General features: G+C 57.5%; 24 protein-coding genes and 1 tRNA gene. 12 read left to right on the forward strand and 13 right to left on the reverse strand.

Annotated features, from left to right (window positions below):
• Positions 1-7: 7 nt before the first annotated feature.
• Together ADK28_RS14710 and ADK28_RS14715 are read right to left on the reverse strand one after the other, a co-directional pair.
• Positions 8-466 carry a methylglyoxal synthase gene (locus tag ADK28_RS14710; RefSeq protein ID WP_016928284.1) on the reverse strand — a complete coding sequence of 153 codons (459 nt, stop codon included), beginning with the start codon at positions 464-466 and terminating at the stop codon, positions 8-10.
• Between the two features lie 124 nt (positions 467-590).
• Positions 591-1,256, reverse strand: a complete 666-nt coding sequence (locus ADK28_RS14715) for a DUF2057 family protein (RefSeq protein WP_016928283.1) — start codon at positions 1,254-1,256, stop codon at positions 591-593.
• A 255-nt stretch (positions 1,257-1,511) separates the two neighbouring features.
• Here ADK28_RS14715 and ADK28_RS14720 point away from each other — a divergent pair, with 255 nt between their 5' ends.
• Positions 1,512-1,925, forward strand: a complete 414-nt coding sequence (locus ADK28_RS14720; RefSeq protein ID WP_033640793.1) for a CoA-binding protein — start codon at positions 1,512-1,514, stop codon at positions 1,923-1,925.
• A gap of 59 nt (positions 1,926-1,984) precedes the next feature.
• Here the strand turns inward: ADK28_RS14720 and hspQ are convergent, their stop codons facing one another.
• Complete coding sequence (hspQ, locus tag ADK28_RS14725; RefSeq protein ID WP_004928104.1) at positions 1,985-2,302, reverse strand: heat shock protein HspQ; 318 nt, start codon at positions 2,300-2,302, stop codon at positions 1,985-1,987.
• A 60-nt stretch (positions 2,303-2,362) separates the two neighbouring features.
• Positions 2,363-3,553, reverse strand: a complete 1,191-nt coding sequence (gene rlmI, locus ADK28_RS14730; RefSeq protein WP_048795974.1) for a 23S rRNA (cytosine(1962)-C(5))-methyltransferase RlmI — start codon at positions 3,551-3,553, stop codon at positions 2,363-2,365.
• A gap of 93 nt (positions 3,554-3,646) precedes the next feature.
• Here rlmI and yccX point away from each other — a divergent pair, with 93 nt between their 5' ends.
• Positions 3,647-3,925, forward strand: coding sequence for an acylphosphatase (gene yccX, locus ADK28_RS14735; protein ID WP_004928098.1), 279 nt, complete (start codon positions 3,647-3,649; stop codon positions 3,923-3,925).
• Positions 3,926-3,959: 34 nt separating this feature from the next.
• On the opposite strand, the gene tusE is transcribed toward yccX, so the two are convergent.
• Together tusE and yccA are read right to left on the reverse strand one after the other, a co-directional pair.
• Positions 3,960-4,289, reverse strand: a complete 330-nt coding sequence (gene tusE / locus ADK28_RS14740; RefSeq protein ID WP_004928095.1) for a sulfurtransferase TusE — start codon at positions 4,287-4,289, stop codon at positions 3,960-3,962.
• A 111-nt stretch (positions 4,290-4,400) separates the two neighbouring features.
• Entirely contained in the window at positions 4,401-5,060 is a 660-nt protein-coding gene (yccA, locus tag ADK28_RS14745) for an FtsH protease modulator YccA (RefSeq protein WP_004928091.1), read from the reverse strand.
• Between the two features lie 229 nt (positions 5,061-5,289).
• On the opposite strand from yccA, the gene ADK28_RS14750 reads away from it, so the two are divergent.
• Positions 5,290-5,377: transfer RNA gene (locus ADK28_RS14750), tRNA-Ser, on the forward strand.
• 228 nt (positions 5,378-5,605) lie between these two features.
• Complete coding sequence (locus ADK28_RS14755) at positions 5,606-5,821, forward strand: hypothetical protein (RefSeq protein WP_016928277.1); 216 nt, start codon at positions 5,606-5,608, stop codon at positions 5,819-5,821.
• A 96-nt stretch (positions 5,822-5,917) separates the two neighbouring features.
• On the opposite strand, the gene ADK28_RS14760 is transcribed toward ADK28_RS14755, so the two are convergent.
• Both ADK28_RS14760 and ADK28_RS14765 read right to left on the reverse strand, forming a co-directional pair.
• Complete coding sequence (locus ADK28_RS14760; protein WP_033640789.1) at positions 5,918-6,400, reverse strand: hypothetical protein; 483 nt, start codon at positions 6,398-6,400, stop codon at positions 5,918-5,920.
• Positions 6,401-7,198, reverse strand: a complete 798-nt coding sequence (locus ADK28_RS14765; RefSeq protein ID WP_048795975.1) for a winged helix-turn-helix domain-containing protein — start codon at positions 7,196-7,198, stop codon at positions 6,401-6,403. It lies immediately after the preceding gene.
• Between the two features lie 404 nt (positions 7,199-7,602).
• On the opposite strand from ADK28_RS14765, the gene ADK28_RS14770 reads away from it, so the two are divergent.
• The 5 genes from ADK28_RS14770 to ADK28_RS14790 all read left to right on the forward strand — a co-directional run bounded on the left by ADK28_RS14770 (position 7,603) and on the right by ADK28_RS14790 (position 13,322).
• Positions 7,603-8,214 (forward strand): response regulator transcription factor, encoded by a 612-nt coding sequence (locus ADK28_RS14770; protein ID WP_048795976.1) that lies wholly within the window; start codon positions 7,603-7,605, stop codon positions 8,212-8,214.
• 182 nt (positions 8,215-8,396) lie between these two features.
• Complete coding sequence (locus tag ADK28_RS14775) at positions 8,397-8,981, forward strand: fimbrial protein (protein ID WP_080286924.1); 585 nt, start codon at positions 8,397-8,399, stop codon at positions 8,979-8,981.
• 48 nt (positions 8,982-9,029) lie between these two features.
• Positions 9,030-9,725 carry a fimbrial biogenesis chaperone gene (locus ADK28_RS14780; RefSeq protein ID WP_048795977.1) on the forward strand — a complete coding sequence of 232 codons (696 nt, stop codon included), beginning with the start codon at positions 9,030-9,032 and terminating at the stop codon, positions 9,723-9,725.
• Positions 9,726-9,740: 15 nt separating this feature from the next.
• Complete coding sequence (locus ADK28_RS14785) at positions 9,741-12,233, forward strand: fimbria/pilus outer membrane usher protein (protein ID WP_048795978.1); 2,493 nt, start codon at positions 9,741-9,743, stop codon at positions 12,231-12,233.
• A gap of 18 nt (positions 12,234-12,251) precedes the next feature.
• Entirely contained in the window at positions 12,252-13,322 is a 1,071-nt protein-coding gene (locus tag ADK28_RS14790) for a fimbrial protein (RefSeq protein ID WP_048795979.1), read from the forward strand.
• A gap of 35 nt (positions 13,323-13,357) precedes the next feature.
• Here the strand turns inward: ADK28_RS14790 and soxR are convergent, their stop codons facing one another.
• Entirely contained in the window at positions 13,358-13,831 is a 474-nt protein-coding gene (gene soxR / locus ADK28_RS14795; protein ID WP_016928275.1) for a redox-sensitive transcriptional activator SoxR, read from the reverse strand.
• A gap of 145 nt (positions 13,832-13,976) precedes the next feature.
• Between soxR and ADK28_RS14800 the strand changes: the two genes are divergently transcribed.
• Together ADK28_RS14800 and ADK28_RS14805 are read left to right on the forward strand one after the other, a co-directional pair.
• Positions 13,977-15,062, forward strand: coding sequence for an efflux RND transporter periplasmic adaptor subunit (locus ADK28_RS14800; protein ID WP_048795980.1), 1,086 nt, complete (start codon positions 13,977-13,979; stop codon positions 15,060-15,062).
• A 10-nt stretch (positions 15,063-15,072) separates the two neighbouring features.
• Positions 15,073-18,153 (forward strand): MexW/MexI family multidrug efflux RND transporter permease subunit, encoded by a 3,081-nt coding sequence (locus ADK28_RS14805; RefSeq protein ID WP_048795981.1) that lies wholly within the window; start codon positions 15,073-15,075, stop codon positions 18,151-18,153.
• A 49-nt stretch (positions 18,154-18,202) separates the two neighbouring features.
• Here ADK28_RS14805 and ADK28_RS14810 read toward each other — a convergent pair whose 3' ends face one another.
• The 4 genes from ADK28_RS14810 to ADK28_RS14825 form a co-directional block, all read right to left on the reverse strand.
• A complete protein-coding gene (locus ADK28_RS14810) occupies positions 18,203-19,003 on the reverse strand; it encodes a DNA/RNA non-specific endonuclease (RefSeq protein WP_048795982.1) in 801 nt (266 codons plus the stop codon).
• 189 nt (positions 19,004-19,192) lie between these two features.
• Complete coding sequence (locus tag ADK28_RS14815) at positions 19,193-19,507, reverse strand: hypothetical protein (protein ID WP_016928271.1); 315 nt, start codon at positions 19,505-19,507, stop codon at positions 19,193-19,195.
• A gap of 235 nt (positions 19,508-19,742) precedes the next feature.
• Complete coding sequence (gene wrbA / locus ADK28_RS14820; protein ID WP_048795983.1) at positions 19,743-20,342, reverse strand: NAD(P)H:quinone oxidoreductase; 600 nt, start codon at positions 20,340-20,342, stop codon at positions 19,743-19,745.
• Positions 20,343-20,420: 78 nt separating this feature from the next.
• A complete protein-coding gene (locus tag ADK28_RS14825) occupies positions 20,421-21,038 on the reverse strand; it encodes a LysE family translocator (protein ID WP_033640782.1) in 618 nt (205 codons plus the stop codon).
• A 68-nt stretch (positions 21,039-21,106) separates the two neighbouring features.
• Between ADK28_RS14825 and ADK28_RS14830 the strand changes: the two genes are divergently transcribed.
• Positions 21,107-21,320, forward strand: a 214-nt coding sequence (locus tag ADK28_RS14830) for a LysR family transcriptional regulator (protein WP_048795984.1), incomplete at its 3' end; no start/stop codon positions are given.

Here is a 21,320-nt window from a genome sequence, read left to right on the forward strand (position 1 = left end):
GGGAGGACTATTTCAGGCGGTCTTGCAGGTAGCGCTGATAGTCGGGAATAGCGATCTCCACCTCGTTTTTGAACAGCGGAGAGTCGATCAGAAAGTCTGCGGTCGAGCGGTTGGTGGCCACCGGAATATTCCATACGGTCGCCAGCCGTAGCAGCGCCTTCACGTCCGGATCGTGCGGCACCGCGTTCAGCGGATCCCAGAAGAAGATCAGCATGTCTATCTTGCCTTCCGCAATCAGTGCGCCAACCTGCTGATCGCCGCCCATCGGGCCACTCAGCATGCTGGTGACGGGAATGCCGCTGGCGCGCTGGATCAGATTACCGGTTGTGCCGGTGGCGTAAAGCTGATGCTGCGCAAGAATGGTCTTGTGGCTTTCTACCCACTCCAACAGGGCCTGTTTGCGGTGATCGTGCGCCACCAGCGCAATATGTTTGCGCGCGGCGATAGTGCGGGTAGTCAATTCCATCTCGGTGTCCTTCGCTAATCAGGGGGATGTGCGACAGATTACTGAAACTGTTTTTCACTGCCTAGCGTTTGCGCCTGAAAATGCGAAGAAAAGGCGCCTTTGCGGGGAAAGACGCCGGGAGGGATCAGCGAATCGGTTGTTTATTGGCCCAGCGTAGAAAACGCTTCTGTGTTTCCTTGTCGGCCTGTTGGAACCAGTATTGCAACATCTGTTCCGACACGTTCTCACCTTTCAACGTCACCGTCGGGGCATTCAGCGGCGCGCCGGCCAACGCGAGGGTTGAGGGATTGCCTGCGTTCGCCTGCACAAAGGCCGGAACGGAGGCCGGGCGGTTCTGGCGGTTGTAATCGGTCATCACCTTTTCCAAATCGGTATTGAAGGTGACGCTGTCGGGATGCAGCGCATCATGCCGGAATGGCAAGGCGTTGCCGTCTTTATCGACCACCAGATAATTTAACGTTCTGTCAAAGCGTTGCGCATCACGATCGTTCTCGATACGCGGCAGTTCGATCGCCACTTGGCTGATCTTTTGCGTATTGAAGGTGGCAACCAGCGGCAGGGACGTATAGGCCTGTGTATGCTGGCCGGAGCGTACGGTTTTGGTCACTTTAAACAGCAACTGGTGCTGCCCGCCGTCCAGTTCAAGGCTGTCGGCACCTTTTAACAACGAACCTGTCATTTTCTTGCCGTCGACCACCAGCAGGTCGATGTCCGGGGAGAGTTTCAGGGTCGTAGCCGCGGCAGGCATACTGATGCTGAGCAACGCCGCAACCACCAGACCAAATTTCATCATTATCTCCTTATAAAGTGACGTAGCTCTAAGTGTTGAACACGGCATAGGTTGTGTCAAAATTTTTCAATCTGGCATTTTGTTTACATTTTTACATATTTTATCGCGATTAGACACGACCGTGCGCAGCTGAACCGCGACAGCCTCTGACCATAAGATTGCGGTGAAGTTTCCCTCGCGTTGCGTTTAACTGAGCGAATGCCGATCGGTTACACTCGAAATGGAAAGTGACGCAGTCATAAACGGGAGTTGAAGATGCAAGATCAAGAGATTGTTGAGCTGTTGCAGCAAGTGAAAACTATCGCGCTGGTCGGCGCCAGCGATAACCCGTCGCGGCCCAGCTATGGGGTGATGGCGTATCTGTTGGCACAAGGGTATCAGGTGATACCGGTCAGCCCAAAACTGGCGGGGCAGACGCTGCTGGGGCAGCCGGTTTACCCTACGCTGGCCGCTATCCCACAGCCGGTGGATATGGTTGACGTGTTTCGCAATTCGGAGGCGGCTTACGGCGTGGCGCAAGAGGCGATAGCGATCGGCGCCAGGGCGCTGTGGCTGCAGATAGGGGTGATTAACGATCAGGCGGCGGCGCTGGCGCAACAGGCTGGGCTGCGCGTGGTGATGGATCGCTGCCCGAAAATAGAAATACCGCGTTTAGGGCTGGAGCGCTAAATAAAAAAGGGCCTGGCGCGATGCCGGGCCCTCTCGGGGTTTCTCAGGTCTTGGCGCGGTCAATTGCGCAAACGTGGCGCCTGTAACTGGTGACGGATGGATTCCGCCAGTTCATCCAGCGATGGTTGCTCGGGGTGCGCTTCCTGGGGCTCGCCATCCAGCTGCGCTTCCGCCAGATAGGTGTGCACCGGTTGGCCTTCCTCGTCTTCCATCACCACGTGGTACCAAGGGGCGGAACGCAGTTCGTCGTTCGCCGCTATCTCGTCAGCTTTGGGTTGTTCTAAAGAGTATTCCGGGTCGATATCGATCACTACGCCCAAATACCCCAGCAGTTTATGCCTAACCTGTTGTCCGATACCGAATTTGCTGGCAATCATGATGACCTCCTGAGAAACAATGCCTTGCTCATATATGGGGGCAAGGCAGCGCATTTCAAGTTACATCACCCGACAAGCGAAGCCTTTCAGATACAGCCCCTCAGGATACGTGGCGATCACCGGGTGATCGGCAGCCTGGCGGAACTGCTCTATAAATTGTACATCACGTCCGGCATCGACAGCGGCATCGGCCAAAATTTTCTGGAACAGGTCGGTCGGCATCAGGCCGGAGCAGGAGAAGCTGAGCAGAATGCCGCCTGGATTCAGCAACTGCAGCGCCAGCATGTTGATGTCTTTGTAGCCGCGGCAGGCGCTGGCCAACTGATTCTTGTTCTCGACGAACTTAGGCGGATCCATGATGATCAGATCGAATTTTTCGCCTTGAGCGCGGTAGTTGCGCAGCAGTTGGAATACGTCATCGCGGACGAACTCCGCCTTGCTCAGGTCCAGCTTGTTGAGCTCGACATTCTGTTTTGCGATGTCCAGCGCCGCCTGTGAGGTATCCACGCTGATCACTTGCTCGCAGCCGCCCATCAGAGCGGAAACGGCGAAGGCGCCGGTGTAGGAGAAGCAGTTCAGCACCCGGCGGCCGGCAGAGTAGTTCCGCGCCGCCAGGCGACTGTCGCGCTGGTCGAGGTAGAAACCGGTCTTGTGCCCTTGCTGAATGTCCACCAGCAGCTTCATGCCGTGCTCGGTAATAGGCAGCAGTTCCGGCGGCAGATCGCCCAGCACCGGGCCCTGCGCCAGCGGCAGGCCTTCTTTTTTACGCACCGCAACGTCGGAGCGATCGTAAATCGAACATTCCGGGTAGCAATGCTGCAGGGCGGAAAGCAGGGCCGGGCGCTGGTATTCGGCACCGGCGGACAGCAGCTGCAGCACCAGGAAATTCTGGAAGCGATCGATAGTGATGCCCGGCAGGCCGTCGGACTCGCCGGCGATCAGGCGGTATCCGTCCAGACTGTCACGCTGCGCGACCCAATCACGCCAGCTTTGCGCTTGCTGCAGGCGGCGAATGAAGAAATCGATGTTAATCTCTTCATCCTGTTGGAAAGTCCAGACGCGTGCGCGGATCTGCGACTCGGGCGAATAGGCGCCGCGCGCCAGCCACTTGCCCTGGCTGTCGAGGATATCGATGGTTTCACCGGAGAGGGCTTTACCCTCAACGCGTTGAACGGCGCCGGAGAAGACCCAAGGGTGGCGACGGAGTAAGGACTTTTCACGTCCTTTGGCGAGAAACAGGCGTACGGTCATAATTAATAATGCTGCCAGCTAGGATAGAAAGAGTGACACGGCGGTGCAAAGGCACGGCAATGCCATAATGAAAACTGAATTAAGGGGGCGATTATGACACAAGTTTGCATTGCTGCGTATGTGTATGGCGTGGTGCAGGGGGTAGGGTTCCGCTATTCCACTCAGCGGCAGGCCGAGGCGTTGGGGGTGACCGGCTATGCGCGCAATCTCGATGACGGCAGCGTTCAGGTGGTGGCCTGCGGCACACAGGCGCAGGTGGATAAGCTGGTGGAGTGGTTGAAACAGGGCGGCCCGCGCAGCGCGCGCGTCGAACGCGTGCTGGTGGAGCCGCAGGGGGTGGCCGATTACGCCGGGTTTGGCATTCGCTACTGAATGCTCGCCTGCAGCGGCGCTGCGGGCTGAGCGGTCAGATGCATTTCACCGGTTTCGGCAAGCCGGCGATTTTGGTGGCTTGTTTGGCCGGCCCTTTCGGAAACAGGCGATACAGATAGCGGCTGTTGCCTTTTTCTTCGCCGTATTTCTGCGCCATGGCTTTGACCAGCATGCGAATAGCCGGCGAAGTATTGAATTCCTGATAGAAGTCGCGCACGAAGCGTACCACTTCCCAGTGTGCTTCGGTGAGCACGATCTCTTCCTGCGCGGCCAGCAGCGGCGCCAGGCCCTCATGCCAGTCGGCGCTGTTTTTCAGATAGCCCTGCGCGTCAGTGTCGATAACCTGACCTTCAAACTCCAACATACTGCCTCGATAACGGATAATTCGGAACGGCCGCCAGTTTAGCAAATTTTTTCGGCTGCAAAAAACAAAGCCCCGCCGGAGCGGGGCCTGGAAGGCATGCGTAACGCGCGATCAGTTGCTGCGGGCGAAGCCCAGAATGCTCAACAGGCTGATGAACATGTTGTAGAGCGACACGTACAGGCTAACGGTGGCGCGAATGTAGTTGGTCTCGCCGCCGTGAATGATGTTGCTGGTTTCCCACAGGATCGCGCCGGCGGAGAACAGGATGAACAGCGCGCTGATAGCCAGGTGCAGAGCAGGGATCTGCAGGAACAGGTTGGCGATCACCGCCACCAGCAGCACCACAAAACCGGCCATCATCATGCCGGACAGGAACGACATGTCTTTACGGGTGGTCAGCACATACGCCGAGCAGCAGAAGAACACCGCGGCGGTGCCGCCCAGCGCCAGCATGATCAGATCGCCCGCGCCGGCGTTCAGGAACGAACTGAGGATCGGGCCCAGGGCGTATCCCATGAAACCGGTCAGCGCGAAAGCCGCCAGAATGCCCGCCGGGCTGTTGGCCAGTTTATGGGTCAGGAACATCAGGCCGTAGAAACCGACCAGCATCAGCAGCAAGCCTGGCGCAGGCAGACCCAACATCGTACTGGCGGTCGCGGTCAGGGCTGAGAAAGCCAGGGTCAGGGATAACAGGAAATAGGTGTTGCGCAGGACTTTATGCGTGCTGAGCAGCGAGTCGCGCGAAGAAGATGAGACGACAATGCGGTCCATAATGATGCTCTCTCTTATCAGGCCATCACAAAATAATCCCGATGATAGGCAGCGCAAGCGCTTGATTAAAGTTTGTTTACCAATCTTTACCCTTAGTTATCATTATGGCAACAGCGGGGGAAGATGTTCGTTTGATCGCCGCTTGCTTTGCCTGCGGCGATTTTTCGCGCGGTTGAACGCGTTTGGGCTTTACAAGCGAATAAGGTCTGTTTATAGTGCGCGTCGTTGCGGAGGGGTGGCCGAGTGGCTGAAGGCAACGGTCTTGAAAACCGTCGACGGGAAACCGTTCCAGAGTTCGAATCTCTGCTCCTCCGCCATACATTCTGACCCCGTGCTCTCTGAGCACGGGGTTTTTTGCTTTTGCGTGCGGATAAACCGGGGCGCTTCTGCAGGAAACGCGATCGGCTATTGATAAGGGCCATGCGTCGGTGAGATTATGCACCCATCAAGGTCGGCCGCTCGGATGCCTGCTGTTGCCAGGCGTTACCGGTGCGACAAGCAACGCCGCCTTATCAATTTCGCTTAATGCTCTTATGGAGACAGAGATGAACTGGTATCAAGTCGCCTTATGGACGATGATCTTTTTGAAGTCCGGCGCTTTTCTGGTGTTCGTATGGTGGTGGATGTTCAAACGCGCGACCAAACCTTATGTCCGCCCGCAAGACGTCGTGGTGGATGATACGCCGTACGATGAGAACCTCACCATGGAAGAGGTGATGAAAAACCATGGCATCGTCCGCACGGATATGTCGGTAAAATAATCCTCCCGCCTCCCCAACCGCTATCTGGGGCGTGTTTGCCAAGAGCACGCCCCCTTGTGTTTCTTCGGTGTCGCTTTATGGCATTCTGCTTTCACGTTAACGGCATAACGTGACCGGGAAAAGCACGCCATGAACGATGTACGCATCCTGTCGAACTTTACGCATCGAAAAAACGCCGTTCTTAATGCCGAGAGAGATCATGGGGATTTCTTTGGTCAGCTCATCCGGCGCGTTATCGTCGGGGGCTTTACTGATTTCTCGGTGGGTGGTCATGTAAAATCCGTGATCCAACCTCTTTATATCAAAGTTTATTTTCCTATCCAGGCTGTAGGTTTTTCCTCCCACGCTAATGTCCCCACGTTGAACGATCATGGCGCGATGCTCGTCATAGATGAATAAACTGCCCGTCACTTTTAGTTCCAGGTCATCGCCTGAAGCTAATCGTTTTTTTGTGATCGTATCGGCTTGGCAATTCATATGTACAGGTGCGGCGGGTGTTAAAACGCGAAGCAGGACAATGAAGAGAATCACTGCCAAAAATCCGATAATCAGTGTTTTTGGGTTGCGCAATGCGGCCATTTATTTTCCATTGAGAATTTTGTAGGTAACACACTGGGTGTATCGATCTTGCGAGCCGAGATAACACACTCCGAGGAAGGTGTTATAAATCAACGTATGTTTTTCGGAGGAAAAATAGATATCCGCCTTACTGGCTAGACAATCCACACCGCTGCCTTCTAATGCCTGGTTGACCATGCGTTTTTCCAGTTCGTCATCAATATGTTTATCTGCATCCAGAGAATATAGGGTGCAATTTTCTTTTTTTCCTAACGCAACTAAATTCTCCCGAGGTTGATCAGCCGGTTCGATAGGATAAAGCGTCGCTGCGATCAACAGAGGAATAAATACGCAGCAGACAGTGGCAACAGCGCTAACCTTTACCTTTTTCTGCGGCGGCACGTTGTGTGGTTCGGCAACAGGAGCCAGGGGCGAAAGCGGCTCTGAAGCATAAGAGGGCGGCGTTTCGCTGACGGTCACCTGCGGTGGCGGATAAATTTCAATCATAGCGGTGAAACAAAAACCAACTTTTGCCAGGGTCTTTATTGGGGAGGTTTCTCTGCCCAGAAGTTTGAATGCTTTCCTTATTTCACTGACGGCCACATTTAGACTGATCGATGAGCCTGAAAAACCATACTCTTCCCATACCTTTTTTATCAACATCTCGCGTTTCAATGGGATATTGGGATGAGTCAGCATTTCAATTAGCAGGCGCGAAGCCGGGTTGGATATCCGTATCGATGACTCATCATTATCAATGAGTTGAAGACGACACGCGTTTGCGTCATAGATGACGCAGAGGTCGATAATATATTTCATGTATTCAGGTTTTTATAATGATATAGGCTTCCAGTTCACGGCTAGTATTTAGTGAAACTTCGGGTAGGTCAAGGTTCTGGGCGGGAAACATAAATAATTAAGGGCGTTTTTTTTATTTTCTCGGCGAACGGAAAACGCAGTTCGTTGCCGTTTTTTATGTCATTTTTGGTGTTAAATTCTAAAAAATTTATCTTCCATAGATTATAATAATTAAAATTTGGGTTAATAAAAATAATGTTCCTGCCGTTAATGATTTGATGCAGAATTATCTTAGTGTTTACGGCGCTTGTTTATGTGCCAATCGCTTATTGTTTGCTCCCGAACGGCAATGTGAGTTTTCCAAGAAAAAGACAGGTATTTAGTGCAAGGTATCGACGTTGTCTTTGACCATGGATGGAGGAAGTATGCTCAGTATCGGTATCGTATCTGAAAACATTTTCTTCAGAGAGGCGATAAAAAGAATATTGATGCCAAGGATTTTTCATAAAGATCACGTTATTGCCTACTATGACGATCTGCCTTTGGCTATGGGGCGAAATTGCCACGATATTCTGATCGTCGATGATGCGGTAAAAAGCATGTTGCGTTTCAGTATGGTTGTGGCGTTGTTGGCTGCTATTCATGGTGTAAAGATTTTTCTGACGACGGAAGAGAAGCGCCGTCTGTTATTTCGCTCTGTCTCGCATGATGTCGTCGTGCTCGATAAAAAAGGCAGTGTCCCCGGCATCAGTAAAGAGTTGTCTTTTCTGATGGATAATATCTCGCAGCATCCTGCATTGAATGGAAGCGTTGAGAGAGGAGTGGGCCGCCATACGAAAAGTTGTCTGACGGAAAGTGAAGTGGAAACACTCCATTTGCTTTCCTTCGGCTATACGGTGACTCAGGTTTCCAAGATTCTTGATAAAAGCGTAAAAACGGTCAGTACGCAGAAATGCAGTGCATTACGCAAAATGGGATTGAAGAATCGGGTGCACAACTTACTGGAAATATCATCCGGTTTCTCGGAGGTTTCCTAGATATTCGTTATTTTTATCGTTTCTATTGTCGGGTGATTAATAACGTCATTGCTTGATTTTATAAAAACAGGAATGTGTTCATCCTTTTGCCTCTGTATTACGGGGAGGGATTGTTTTATCCCGCCGGCAGCGGCTGATTTTTATTTGTTCTCTTAAACCAAACTGTTATGGAGTTTTATCTCATGATGAAGAAGATGTTTTCTGTTGCAATCATGGCGGCTGCGGTCGCTGCCCCTACGGCTTTTGCTGAAGACAATTCCGCCGGTGGCATCATTAACTTTACCGGCGCCATTACCGACACCACCTGTACGATTAACGGCGGAAAAAGCGCGGATTTCACCGTTGCGCTGAGCCCGATCTCGGTGACCGACGCGGGTAACACCGTTGGACCAATCACCAAGAACAAGAAGTCCTTCTCGCTGACCTTCTCCGGCTGTTCGCCGGCGGCCGGCACTGCAGGCACCCCGCTGAAAATCTACTTCTCCTCCGCGGATAACATCTCCACCGACGGCAAATATTTGCTGAACAACTCGGTCAACGAGAACGACGCTTCCGTCGCGAAGAACGTGGGCTTCTCTCTGGCTGAAACCGGTTCTTCCACCCCGATCCAGCTGAACGTGCCTTATGTCACCGACATCATGGGCGATAAAGCGGCACCGGATTCAGAAACCCTGACGCTGGACGCGTACTACTACAAAACCAACGCCGAAGCGGCAAAAGTGGGCGCTCTGAGCTCCAACGTGACTTACACCATTTCTTACCTGTAATCGCGCTGAAAGCCAGGCCCTTGATGGGCCTGGTCACCCGGGGGAACGATGAAAAAATATATGATGATAGCGGCGCTGTTGTTCGGTTCCGTTGGCGCGCAGGCCAATGTGGTGGTTAACGGTACGCGGGTGATCTACCCGGCAAACAACAAGGATGTGATTGTCCAACTGCTGAATAACGGTGCCGATCCCTCACTGGTTCAGGCCTGGATCGACGACGGCGACATCAATTCCACCCCGGAAACCGCCAACGTACCGTTTTTGCTATCGCCACCGGTGGTGAAAGTGAACGGCAACAGCGGGCAGCAGCTGCGCATTCAGAAAGTCGGCGCCGCGTTGGCGGCGGATCGCGAATCGGTGTTCTATCTCAACGTGCTGGATATCCCGCCGACGCCGGAAAACCTGCAGGGTACCAATACGCTGCAGTTGGCGATCAAATCGCGCATCAAGCTGTTCTACCGCCCGCAGGCCTTAACCCGCGGCGTAGAAAACGCGTTGGAAAAACTGACGCTGCAAGCCAATGGCAAGGGGTTCAACGTCATCAACAACAGCCCGTATTTCATCACGGTAGCGAATATCGGCCAGGGTGAGGACAAGCATCTGCTGGTTGATTCGCTGATGGTTGCGCCGTTTTCCGCCCAGTTTGCTGCCAGCAAACGATCGGTCAGTAAAAATGCGCGTTATGACCTGATGTATATCGACGATCTGGGGGCTTACAAGTCTAAAGCCATCACCGCACACTAACCTGAAAGAACAACAATGAAGCTGAATAAAAAAGTCCTCTCGCTGCTGACCGCCTCTTCATTCTTGTTGCCGGATACGGCCTGGGCGGTGACGTTCGATACTTCGCTGTTGGCCGGCGAATCGCGCGATTCCGATCTTTCGCGTTTTTACCTCAACAATGACATGCCTGCCGGCCGGCAGGAGATCGATGTGTATGTCAATCATGACTGGAAAGGGCGCTACGCGTTGCTGTTTGGCACGCAACGCGACGACATTCAAATTGACTACCAGGATGCGCAGCGGTTGGGGATCGATCTGAGTCAATTGCCGACACCTCAGGCGACCCAGACGACGCTGTCGGTCGTCTCGCTGGTACAGGGCGGGCGGTTCGATATGGACGTCGGCGCGCTGAGCCTGCGGTTGACGGTGCCGCAGGCGCGGATCAACCGATCGGAAGCAGGATACGTGGATCCGGCTTTCTGGAATCGTGGCATCTCCGCGTTGACGCTGGCCTACAACGCGACCTACTACCACGCCGAGGCGCGCGGCGAAGGCAATCGCAGCAACAATGACGATTTTTATACCGGGCTGGAATCCGGGATCAATCTGGCCGGCTGGCAATTTCGCGACAGCAGCAGCTTTCGCCACGGCAGCGGGCGGGGGAGCCATTGGCAAAACAACACGCGTTATCTGCAGCGCGGCTTCGCCGACATCAAATCCAACCTGACCGCCGGTGATTTTTATTCGCCGGGGGAGCTGTTCGACTCGGTACGCATTCGCGGGGTGGCGCTGGCGTCGGATATCAGCATGCGGCCCAACTCGCAGCAGGGTTTTTCACCGATCGTGCGTGGCGTGGCGCAATCCAACGCCCTGGTGAAAGTGGTGCAGAACGGCAACGTGATCTACCAGGAAAACGTGCCGCCGGGCGCCTTTACCCTCGACAGCATTCAGCCGACCGGTTCGGCGGGCGATCTGTGGGTGACGGTCAAAGAGGCTGACGGGCGCGAGCAGTCGTTCAGCGTGCCGTTTTCAGCCGTACCCAACATGTTGAAACAGGGGGGCAGCCAATACAGCGTACTGGCCGGCAAGGTAAACGAAAACAATACCGATTACGACCCCGGCTTTGTACAGGGCACCCTGCAGTACGGTTTCAACAATCTGGTAACGGGTTATGCCGGCAGCATTTTGAGCGACGATTATCAGGCCTGGCTGCTCGGCAGCGGCTGGAACCTGCCGATAGGGGCAGTGTCCATTGACCTGACGCATGCCGATACTCGCCTGAAAAACCGCCGTGAAAGCGGGCAGAGCTTCCGTATCGCCTACAGTAAATTTCTCGATGTCACCGCGACCAACTTCACGCTGGCTGCCTATCGCTACTCCACCCGCGGTTACTACAGCTTTACCGACGCCATTTACTCCAATGACGGCTATCGCCAGCTGGAGCGTCAGGTTGATCGCTGGCGCGACGAGGAGGGCGTGTCCGAACTGGATATGAACACCTGGGATGCGCTGCGTTCGGCTCGGCCGAAGAATACCTTTACGCTCAACCTGAACCAGCGTCTTAACGAAGGGTGGGGCACGCTGTTCTTCTCCGGCTCCCAGCGTGATTACTGGACGGCCAATGCGAAAAGCCGCGAATACCAACTGGGGTACTCCAACAATCTGGGGCGCGTCAGCTACTCCGTTTCCGCCAGCCGGGTGCGCAACAGCCAGCGTGAGGAAGAGACGCGCTATTACCTGTCGTTCAGCCTGCCGCTGTCGGTGTTCGATAACAACGCCTACCTCAGCACCGGTCTGTCTGCGACGGACTCTCACTATCAGCAAAGCACGGTCAGCCTGAGCGGCAATGCGCTGGAATCCAACCGCCTGAGCTACTCGCTGAGCGGCAGCAATCGCAGCGGCGGCGACAATATGGCCAGCGTCAATGCGGCCTATCGCGCGCGCGCCTCGACGCTGGGCGTCTCCTACAGCGAAGGCGATGATTATCGTCAGAGCGGCCTCAGCGCGCGCGGCAGCCTGGTGGCGATCCCCTGGCATCTGCTGGCGTCGAACGAGATCGGCAACACCATGACGGTGGTCGAGGCGCCGCAGGCCGAAGGGCTGATGGTCAACGGCGACGAAAGCATCGTGACCAATGCGCAGGGGTTGGCGCTGGTGCCTTACGCCACGCCGTACCGGCAAAACTCGGTCACGCTATCGGATACCGGCCACAGCAGCGGGGCGGAAATCAGCGGCAACGTCGCCAACCATGTGCCTTACTACGGCGCGGTCAGTTACCTGAAATTCGAGACCGACCAACGCCGGCCATTCCAGCTGCGGGCGCAGCGCGCCGATGGTGCACCGCTGCCGTTCGGCGCCGAAGTGATGGATGAAAACGCTCGGTCGGTAGGTTTTGTCGGCCAGGCCAGCGTGTTGTACCTGCGCGCTGAACAGCCGCCAACGGCGTTGACGGTGCAATTGCGCGACGGCAGTTGCCGCATCGCCAAACCGACTCTGGCGCTGGATGCGTCGCCCGGCGTTTGCCGCTAATACAGGATAACCGAATCTATGATCAGGCTGATTTTTTTGCTGCTGCTGTCCGGGCTGTTCAGCGGCTATAGCCATGCTTCCTGCTATGGCAAAGGAGCGGAGTTTGCGCCCCCGATTTTTGTTGATCTCTCCGATAAGCTGAGCGCCAATATGCCGGTCTGGGAGGCGCAATATAATACCCAGTACACCGGCACATTTAACTGCAGCAAGTCCAAAAGCAACTTTTCCTACACCATCAAGCTTTCGCCGAAAGATTCGCAGGCCGCGATTTTCGGTTTTAACAACGGTCAACAGTGGATCCGGGCGGAAATCACCAACAAGATAAGCGACAGAACGTTGAGGGGGCGCGGGGAACACTCCGCGTCAGAGTTAAACTCGCCGATGACCATTCGTTATTCGCTGGTGCAAAAACCCAAGGATGGGCGAGTGGTGCCGGGCGATACCTTGATGCTCGATGACGTTTTACTGGTGAGCGATGTGACCGGCATCGGCATTCTGGAATTGCCGTTCTGGCTGTTGGAGCAAGTGGGGAAACTGCTCACCTGGTTGCTTACCGGCAACTGGCCTTATGACGATCGCGACATGTACGGCCAGCCGATGAACATCAAATACGCGCCGAAAACCACCACCTGTCGTTTCGACAACGCCGGCCTGACGGTCAGGTTGCCCAAAATGGGCATGGCGCAGGTGCTGAATAACAATCAACCCGGCTACACGCCGTTCTCGCTGAACATCAGCTGCCAGAACATGCAGCAGGAAGGCATCGCCGATCGCGCCGTTGAGATGTTCCTGTCCAGCAATAACCTGCTGGCCTCCGACGCCAGCGTGTTGACCAATGCCAATGCGGGCGGCGCGCAAGGAGTGGGGCTGCGCCTGGTCAAGCGCGACATGCCGAGCTCGCCGGTGGTATTGTCGCCTTCCAACGTCGATCGCGGCAGCGCCACCTCACTGTTTCATGTCGCCGCCGGCGGCAGCCTGAACAGTCACTTCATCATCGGCATGGGCGCTTATTATTACCCTTATCAGCGCGACGGCGTGACGCAGGGGGAAATCAACACCTCGGCCACGTTGAACATCATCTATCCCTGAGAGGCCCGGGAGAACCGGTGCGCAACCTGTTTCGCTCAGCGGTGTTCCGTCGGGTGTTCGAAAATATGCGCGCCGGCGCCCTGTTGGCCCAAAATATCGTTTGGGTTGCGCAGCGGGCAGTCGGCGAGCGACAGGCAGCCGCAGCCGATGCAGCTGTCGAGATGGTCGCGCAGCACCGTTAGCCGTTGAATACGTTCATCCAGCGTTTTGCGCCAGGCGGAGGACAAAAGCCCCCATTGTTCTGAGGTCAGTTTGCTGCCGCTGGGAAAGCGGCCCAGCGTGGCGCGGATCTCCTCCAGTGGAATGCCCGCGCTTTGCGCGATCTTGATCACCGCGATGTAGCGCAACACCACCGGCGTGTAGCGGCGCTGGTTACCGGCGTTGCGCGTTGCCTGAATCAGCCCCTTGCTTTCGTAAAAGTGCAACGCGGATACCGCTACGCCGCTGCGCTTCGCCACTTCTCCAACGGTCAATAGCCGATAGGTGTTAATCGGTTCATTTCTTGCCATTCCACGTTCCTCAGCTTGACCTCAAGTTAACCTGAGGTTTTATAGTGCAGCCAGCCGGGCTTGGCAACCGGCATCTTTCGTCACCTGCCTGCGCTGCGTCGGGGGAAGGATGGCTTTGGCTGTAAAATCAGGAAGAAACCGTTACATGATGAAACGATACCTCATTATTGCCGCGCTGCTGGCGGCGCTCGCCGTCGCTGCGGTAGCGATGCGATCCACCGCGCGGCAAAGCGAAGGCGCGCCGGCCTATCCGCCGGTGAAAGTGGCGCTGGCGCCCGCACTGCGTGAACAGGCGGCGCGCAGTTACGCCGGCGTGGGCGAGCTGGAGGCGGCCAGCCAGGTGGAAGTGGCGGCAGAGACCAGCGGCCGCATCACGCGCATCCTGTTCGAATCCGGCCAAACGGTGCGGCAGGGGCAACTGCTGGTGCAGCTCAACGATGCGGTCGAGCAGGCTGAGCTGGTGCGCCTGCAGGCGCAATTGCGCAATGCCGATCTGCTGTTGGCGCGCATGCGCAAGCTGATGAACCTCAACGCCACCGCGCGACAACAGCTGGACGATGCGCTGGCCGAACGGGATATGGCGTTCGGGGCGGTGCAGGAAACGCAGGCCAAAATCGCACAAAAGGCGATCCGCGCGCCGTTCTCCGGCACCATCGGCATTCGCCGCGTGCATGAAGGGCAATACCTCAACGCCGCCGAGGCGGTGGCGAACCTGGTGGACGCCGATACGCTGCGCGTCAACTTCTCGCTGGACGAACAAAGCAGCGCCGGGCTGGCGTTGGGGCAGGCGGTGTCGGTGCAGGTCGGGGCCTATCCCGAGCGCGCTTTCCCCGCCGCCATTACCGCTATCGACCCGATGATCGGCAAATCCCGCACCGTGCAGGTGCAGGCGACGTTGGCCAACCGTCAAGGATTGCTGAAAGCCGGCATGTACGCCAGCATTCGCGTCACGCAGCGGCAACGCGTGGCGGTGCTGACGGTGCCGGAAACGGCGCTGACCTATACGGCGTACGGCGATACCGTGTTTCTGGCCCAGCAGGGTGAAAAGGGCATGACGGTCAAGCGCGCCTCGGTCACCGTGGGTGAGCGCAACGACGGGCGCGTCGAGATAGTCAGCGGCCTGCAGGAAGGCGATCGGGTGGTGACTTCGGGCCAGCTCAAGCTGAGCGACGGCATGGCGGCCGAGCCGGTGGCGCAGGATACCCTGAACGCCGCTCCGGCCGGTTCCTGAGGAGAGGCCGATGACATTTACCGATCTGTTCGTGCGCCGGCCGGTGCTGGCGCTGGTGGTCAGCACCCTGATCCTGCTGTTCGGCGCGCTGGCGCTCAGCAAACTGCCGATCCGCCAATACCCGCTGCTGGAAAACTCTACCATTACCATCAGCACCGACTATCCCGGCGCGTCGTCCGAGCTGATGCAGGGCTTTGTTACGCAGCCGATCGCCCAGGCAGTGTCCTCCGTCGAGGGCGTTGACTACCTTTCTTCCTCCTCGGTGCAGGGGCGCAGCGTGGTGACGGTGCGCATGGCGCTGAACCGCGACTCCACCCAGGCGCTGACCGAAGTGATGGCCAAGGTCAACCAGGTGCGCTACAAGCTGCCGGAACAGGCTTACGATCCGGTGATTGAGCGCTCAGCCGGCGAAGCCACCGCTGTGGCCTATGTCGGTTTTTCCAGTAAAACGCTGTCCACGCCGGCGCTGAGCGAATACCTGACGCGGGTGGTGGAACCGATGTTCACCACCATCGACGGCGTCGCCAAGGTTGAAGTGTTCGGCGGGCAAAAAATGGCGATGCGCCTGTGGCTGGACAGCGATCGGCTGGCCGGCCGCGGTCTGACCGCTGCCGATGTGGCCGATGCGGTGCGGCGCAACAACTACCAGGCGGCGCCGGGCAAGGTGAAAGGGCAGTATGTGGTTGCCAACGTGCGGGTGAATACCGATCTCACCAGCGTAGAGGAGTTTCGCAATCTGGTGGTGCGCAACGACGGCAACGGTCTGGTGCGCCTGAAAGACGTCGGCACCGTGGAGCTGGGCGCCGCAGCTACGGAAACCAGCGCCTTGATGGATGGCGAACCGGCGGTGTTCCTCGGCGTCTTCCCTACGCCGACCGGCAACCCGCTGGTGATCGTCGACGGCATTCGCCACCTGATGCCGGCGATCGACAAGATGCAGCCGCCGGGCGTGAAGATGGCGCTGGCGTTCGAAACCGCGCGCTTTATTCAGGCCTCGATCGATGAAGTGGTGCATACCCTGCTCGAAGCGCTGGCGATCGTTGTGGCGGTGATCTACCTGTGTCTGGGGTCGCTGCGCACCGTGTTGATCCCGGTGGTGACCATTCCGCTGTCGATACTTGGCGCTGCCGGGTTGATGTTGGCCTTTGGCTTCAGCGTCAATTTGCTGACGCTGCTGGCGATGGTCCTGGCGATCGGTTTGGTGGTGGACGACGCCATCGTGGTGGTGGAGAACGTGCATCGCCATATCGAAGAGGGGAAAACGCCGCTGGCGGCGGCGATGATCGGCGCACGCGAGGTGGCCGGGCCAGTGATCGCCATGACTCTGACGCTGGCCGCGGTCTATGCGCCGATCGGCCTGATGGGCGGGCTGACCGGCGCGCTGTTTCGCGAATTCGCACTGACGCTGGCCGGGGCGGTAGTGGTGTCCGGCGTGGTGGCGCTGACGCTGTCGCCGGTGATGAGCTCGCTCCTGCTGCCGGCCAAACAGAGCGAAGGGCGCGTGGCGCACGCCGCCGAGTGGTTCTTCGGCGGCCTGACGCGGCGCTATGCGCGCGCGCTGGATTTCTCGCTGCACCACCGTTGGGTGACCGGCATGCTGGCGTTGCTGGTGATGATCAGTCTGCCGCTATTGTACCTGATGCCGCAGCGCGAGCTGGCGCCGACCGAGGATCAGGCCATCGTACTGACCGCCATCAAGGCGCCGCAGCACGCCAACCTGAACTATGTCGAACGCTTTGCCTACAAGCTGGATGAGGTTTACAACCGCATGCCGGAAACCGAAAGCCGCTGGATCATCAACGGCAGCGACGGCACGGCGTCCGGCATCGGCGGCATCAACCTGACGCTGTGGCAGGCGCGCCAGCGCTCGGCGTCGGCGGTGCAGGCCGATCTGCAACGGGCGGTGAACGATGTTGAAGGCACCAGCATTTTCGCCTTCCAGCTGCCCGCCCTGCCAGGCTCCACCGGGGGGCTGCCGGTGCAAATGGTGCTGCGTACGCCGCAGGACTACCCGCAGCTGTACCGCACCCTGGAGGAGGTGAAGCAGAACGCCAGAAACAGCGGCCTGTTTATGGTGGTGGACAGCGATTTGGACTACAACAACCCGCTGGCGGAGGTGCGCATCGATCGCGCCAAGGCCAACAGTCTGGGGATACGCATGAGCGACATCGGTGAATCGTTGGCGGTGCTGGTGGGAGAGAACTACCTCAACCGCTTCGGCATGGACGGGCGCGCTTATGACGTCATACCGCAAAGCCTGCGCGAACAACGGCTGACGCCGCAGGCGCTGGCGCGGCAATATGTCCGCACCCAGGACAATACGCTGGTGCCGCTCTCCACCGTGGTATCGGTGGCCGTTAAGGTCGAACCGAACAAGCTGACCCAGTTCAACCAGCAGAACGCCGCCACCCTGCAGGCCATTCCCGCGCCCGGCGTTTCGATGGGCGAAGCGGTGGCTTTCCTCGAACGGCAGGCCAATGCGCTGCCGGCCGAATTTAGCCACGACTGGCAGGGGGATTCGCGCCAATACACCCAAGAGGGCAGCGCGCTGGCGTTCGCATTCCTGGCGGCGTTGGTGATCATTTACCTGGTGCTGGCGGCGCAGTACGAGAGCCTGAAAGATCCGCTGATTATCCTCATCACCGTGCCGCTGTCGATCTGCGGCGCCTTGCTGCCGCTGGCGCTGGGCTACGCCACGATGAATATCTACACCCAGGTCGGGCTGGTGACCCTGATCGGGCTCATCAGCAAGCACGGCATTCTGATGGTGGAGTTCGCCAATGAGCTGCAGATGCATCAGGGGCTGACGCGGCGCGGCGCGATTTTGCAGGCGGCGCAAATTCGTCTGCGGCCGGTGCTGATGACCACTGGGGCGATGGTGTTCGGTTTGATCCCGCTGCTGTTCGCCAGCGGCGCCGGGGCTGCCAGCCGCTTCGGCCTGGGGCTGGTGATCGTCTCCGGCATGCTGGTGGGCACGCTGTTTACCCTGTTTGTGTTGCCGACGGTGTATACGCTGTTGGCGCGCGATCACGCGGTAGCCTCACCCCGTCAGCGTGAGTTGGCCGCCGCGCAAAAGGCGCTGACGGAATAATCCGCCGGCGCCCGCGTGAAAAATAAACCCGCTTCGGCGGGTTTTTTCGTCAGTTTTTGCAGCCCATCAACTCCGGCAGGACGCCGGGTTTGCTCTTCAGCGAAGCCTGCACGTCGTCCGGCAAACCGGCCCAGATGATCAGGCCGGTGCGTTTCTCGATCTCGTCCACCGTCACGCGGAATTGGCAGAAATCGGCGCTCTTCGGCGTGTTCTGATCGAACAGGAAAGCGGCATAGTGGTTCACCGCCGGGCTGTTGTTGATGAAAATCACCTTCCAGTAGGCGCTGGGGATGGTGTGCGCTTTCTGGGTGCCCGGCAGTTTGCCCATATCGCGTTCATACAGCGGCCCGGTCACGGTATAGACCGAGGAGATATCGGCGCGATCGATCAGCTTGCGTTCCTGATCTTCCAGCCGCGCCCAGGCGCCCTGGTTAAGATCGGACTTTTGCGGCGTGATGTTGGACAGGTAATTCAGCGATTCCCAGTCGGAGACGCCCGCCAGCGAGGCCAGCGGCGCCTGATGACCGCGATCGACCTTTAGCGCCGCGTTGGCGCCAGTGTAATCGGCGGGCGCCAACGTGTCCGCCGGGTTGAGCGCCGGATCGGTTTTCCAGTTGCGCGTCTTGCCGCTGGCCGGTGTGTCTTTGGTGATGTGATAAGCCACCCAGTTGGCGAACTTGGTGGTGCTGTTGTTGTTCAACGTATAAGCATGACGCACGATAGACACGTTGCTGCTGCCGCCGGTCGGGCAGCCGACCGCGCAGTTGTCGATGGATTCGAGCGTGTCGGCCGACGCCTGTGCGGCGAACAGCAGGGCGGCCAGGGCCAACATCTTGTTGTTAAAGCGCATATTCATATCCTCAATAAGTCAAAAAAGTACTGTATATATTTACAGTAAATTAAACTTATCGCAGTGAAACGAATACAACAATGCAACATATTCATGTTGTGAATGTGTCAGTCATGGTACAGCCACGCCGCACGTGAAATGCGGCGGAAATAAAAACGGCGTCCAACAGACGCCGTTTCAAAGGGGGGATTATTCCAGCAGGTCGTTGACCGTGCGGCGAACGTAATGCGTCATCTGCGCCAGATCGTCCGGTGATACCGGGCCGCCGCCGGCGCGCACCACCTGCTGTTCGATCTGGGCGATTTCCTGCTCGACCTTGTTGGCGATCTGCACTTTGACTATCTTGTCCACCGAAGACAGCAGCACCTTCAAGACGACTTTCAGCGCGATGTTTTCGCAGAACGAGTCGTAGTGATGAACCGGCGGCGGCGGGGCCGGAGCCGGCTCGGGCGCGCGCGGAGCCAGAGCCTTGAAGCTGTCTACATTTTCAATAATAAGATCCATGTCTCTTATTAGTTCATCAAAATCTTTAGACACTGACTTATTCCCTTCGCTGTGCGCAAAAAACAGAACGCCCGTCCTCAGGCTGAAAGCGGATGAGCGACGGGCAGAACGAATTCGGGCCTGGCCTTCAGACGCTGAATGGCCGGGGGAGGGGCATTCTAACCTTGCGGCGGGTCGGCAACAAGATGGGGCCGTGCGAATGCGCGGCCCTTTGGATCACGAGGCTGGAGGGCGCTTAACTTTTCAGCTTGGCGGTGATTTTGGCCACGTGTTCGCCCTGATAACGGGCAATGGTCAGCTCTTCGTTGCTTGGCTGCCGCGAACCGTCGGCGCCGGCGATGGTGGTGGCGCCATACGGGGTGCCGCCGCGCACCTGTGAAACGTCAAACAGCTCCTGCGTCGCATAGCCGATCGGCACGATGATGAAACCGTGGTGCGCCAGCGTGGTCCAGGTCGAACTGATGGTCTGTTCCTGGCCACCGCCGGTGCCGGTGGAGGAGAAGACGCTGCCTACCTTGCCGTACAGCGCGCCGGAAGCCCACAGGCCGCCGGTCTGATCGAGGAAGGTGCGCATTTGCCCGGCCATATTGCCGAAGCGGGTCGGCGTACCGAAGATAATGCCGTCATAGTCCGCCAGCTCTTGCGGGGTGGCGACCGGCGCCTGCTGGTGTTGCTTGCCCCCGGCCTTGGCGAAGGCTTCCGGCGTCATGGTTTCCGGCACGCGTTTAATCGTCACGTCCACGTTATCGACCCGATTTGCCCCTTCGGCCACCGCCAGCGCCAGACGTTCGATGTGGCCGTACATTGAGTAATAAAGCACCAACAGTTTCGTCATGTTCCGTACTCCCGCTCAGATGATTAACAAAAACCCCTGATAAGCATAGAAGCGAATGGCGAACTTGGCGTTACGGCGTTACTTGATGCCGGCGATCGCCAGCAGGGCGCCAAAGGCGATCAGCAGCCCGCCAAAGGTGCGGTCGATGCCGCGGCGCAAACGCAAAAAGCGCGCATTGACGCCCGGTGCGGAAAATAGCAGCGCGACGGCGGCAAACCAGAAGATATGGACGGCGGCGATAAAAAGACCATAGCCGATTTGCACGCCGAGCGGGGTGTGCGGAGAAACCACCTGCATGAACAGGCTGACGATGAAGATGGTGGTTTTCGGGTTTAACGCGTTGGTGAAAAAACCGGTTTTCAAGGCGGCGAAATCGCTGATGGCGGCCGGCGCTGTGCTGGGGGCTGCGTCATGATGCGCCGCGTTGCGCAGCAGCGTAACGCCGAGGTAGATCAGGTAGGCGGCGCCGATGGCTTTAAGCAGGTTAAACAACCAGGGCGACTGTTGAATCAACACGCCGACGCCAATCAGCGTATAGCTGACATGGACCAGCACCCCGGCGCCGATGCCGCAGGCGGTCAAGACGCCGGCGCGGCGCGAAAGCAACAGGCTATTGCGCGAGACCATGGCGAAGTCCGGCCCCGGGCTTATCACGGCGAGTAAAGTAATGGTGACGACAGCGATGAGTTCAGTCATAGTTATCCTTGCGGTGTTTATCAATAGAGTGGCTGATTTATAAGAGTAATTTTTCTCGATGACAAACGATGAATAGTGACAATATCGGTGAGAAAAACTCACGCAAAACCGGCAGGCCGTTGCCGTTGGGCGGGCTGCGCTGCTTCGAGGCCGCCGCGCGATTGGAAAGTTTTACGCAGGCGGAGCAGGGGCTGAATTTGACGCATGGCGCCGTCAGCCGGGCGGTGCGGGCGCTGGAAGAGGAACTGGGCGTGGCGTTGTTTGAGCGCCGCCATCGGCGGG

It is taken from the genome of Serratia sp. 506_PEND, assembly GCF_001076875.1.
GTDB lineage: Bacteria > Pseudomonadota > Gammaproteobacteria > Enterobacterales > Enterobacteriaceae > Serratia > Serratia marcescens.

Excerpts from the sequence above, each read along its gene's own strand:
- ADK28_RS14710 (WP_016928284.1), bottom strand. The coding sequence starts at position 466 with ATGGAATTGACTACCCGCACTATCGCCGCGCGCAAACATATTGCGCTG.
- ADK28_RS14715 (WP_016928283.1), bottom strand. The coding sequence starts at position 1,256 with ATGAAATTTGGTCTGGTGGTTGCGGCGTTGCTCAGCATCAGTATGCCT.
- ADK28_RS14720 (WP_033640793.1), top strand. The coding sequence starts at position 1,512 with ATGCAAGATCAAGAGATTGTTGAGCTGTTGCAGCAAGTGAAAACTATC.
- hspQ (WP_004928104.1), bottom strand. The coding sequence starts at position 2,302 with ATGATTGCCAGCAAATTCGGTATCGGACAACAGGTTAGGCATAAACTG.
- rlmI (WP_048795974.1), bottom strand. The coding sequence starts at position 3,553 with ATGACCGTACGCCTGTTTCTCGCCAAAGGACGTGAAAAGTCCTTACTC.
- yccX (WP_004928098.1), top strand. The coding sequence starts at position 3,647 with ATGACACAAGTTTGCATTGCTGCGTATGTGTATGGCGTGGTGCAGGGG.
- tusE (WP_004928095.1), bottom strand. The coding sequence starts at position 4,289 with ATGTTGGAGTTTGAAGGTCAGGTTATCGACACTGACGCGCAGGGCTAT.
- yccA (WP_004928091.1), bottom strand. The coding sequence starts at position 5,060 with ATGGACCGCATTGTCGTCTCATCTTCTTCGCGCGACTCGCTGCTCAGC.
- ADK28_RS14755 (WP_016928277.1), top strand. The coding sequence starts at position 5,606 with ATGAACTGGTATCAAGTCGCCTTATGGACGATGATCTTTTTGAAGTCC.
- ADK28_RS14760 (WP_033640789.1), bottom strand. The coding sequence starts at position 6,400 with ATGGCCGCATTGCGCAACCCAAAAACACTGATTATCGGATTTTTGGCA.
- ADK28_RS14765 (WP_048795975.1), bottom strand. The coding sequence starts at position 7,198 with ATGAAATATATTATCGACCTCTGCGTCATCTATGACGCAAACGCGTGT.
- ADK28_RS14770 (WP_048795976.1), top strand. The coding sequence starts at position 7,603 with ATGCTCAGTATCGGTATCGTATCTGAAAACATTTTCTTCAGAGAGGCG.
- ADK28_RS14775 (WP_080286924.1), top strand. The coding sequence starts at position 8,397 with ATGATGAAGAAGATGTTTTCTGTTGCAATCATGGCGGCTGCGGTCGCT.
- ADK28_RS14780 (WP_048795977.1), top strand. The coding sequence starts at position 9,030 with ATGAAAAAATATATGATGATAGCGGCGCTGTTGTTCGGTTCCGTTGGC.
- ADK28_RS14785 (WP_048795978.1), top strand. The coding sequence starts at position 9,741 with ATGAAGCTGAATAAAAAAGTCCTCTCGCTGCTGACCGCCTCTTCATTC.
- ADK28_RS14790 (WP_048795979.1), top strand. The coding sequence starts at position 12,252 with ATGATCAGGCTGATTTTTTTGCTGCTGCTGTCCGGGCTGTTCAGCGGC.
- soxR (WP_016928275.1), bottom strand. The coding sequence starts at position 13,831 with ATGGCAAGAAATGAACCGATTAACACCTATCGGCTATTGACCGTTGGA.
- ADK28_RS14800 (WP_048795980.1), top strand. The coding sequence starts at position 13,977 with ATGATGAAACGATACCTCATTATTGCCGCGCTGCTGGCGGCGCTCGCC.
- ADK28_RS14805 (WP_048795981.1), top strand. The coding sequence starts at position 15,073 with ATGACATTTACCGATCTGTTCGTGCGCCGGCCGGTGCTGGCGCTGGTG.
- ADK28_RS14810 (WP_048795982.1), bottom strand. The coding sequence starts at position 19,003 with ATGCGCTTTAACAACAAGATGTTGGCCCTGGCCGCCCTGCTGTTCGCC.
- ADK28_RS14815 (WP_016928271.1), bottom strand. The coding sequence starts at position 19,507 with ATGGATCTTATTATTGAAAATGTAGACAGCTTCAAGGCTCTGGCTCCG.
- wrbA (WP_048795983.1), bottom strand. The coding sequence starts at position 20,342 with ATGACGAAACTGTTGGTGCTTTATTACTCAATGTACGGCCACATCGAA.
- ADK28_RS14825 (WP_033640782.1), bottom strand. The coding sequence starts at position 21,038 with ATGACTGAACTCATCGCTGTCGTCACCATTACTTTACTCGCCGTGATA.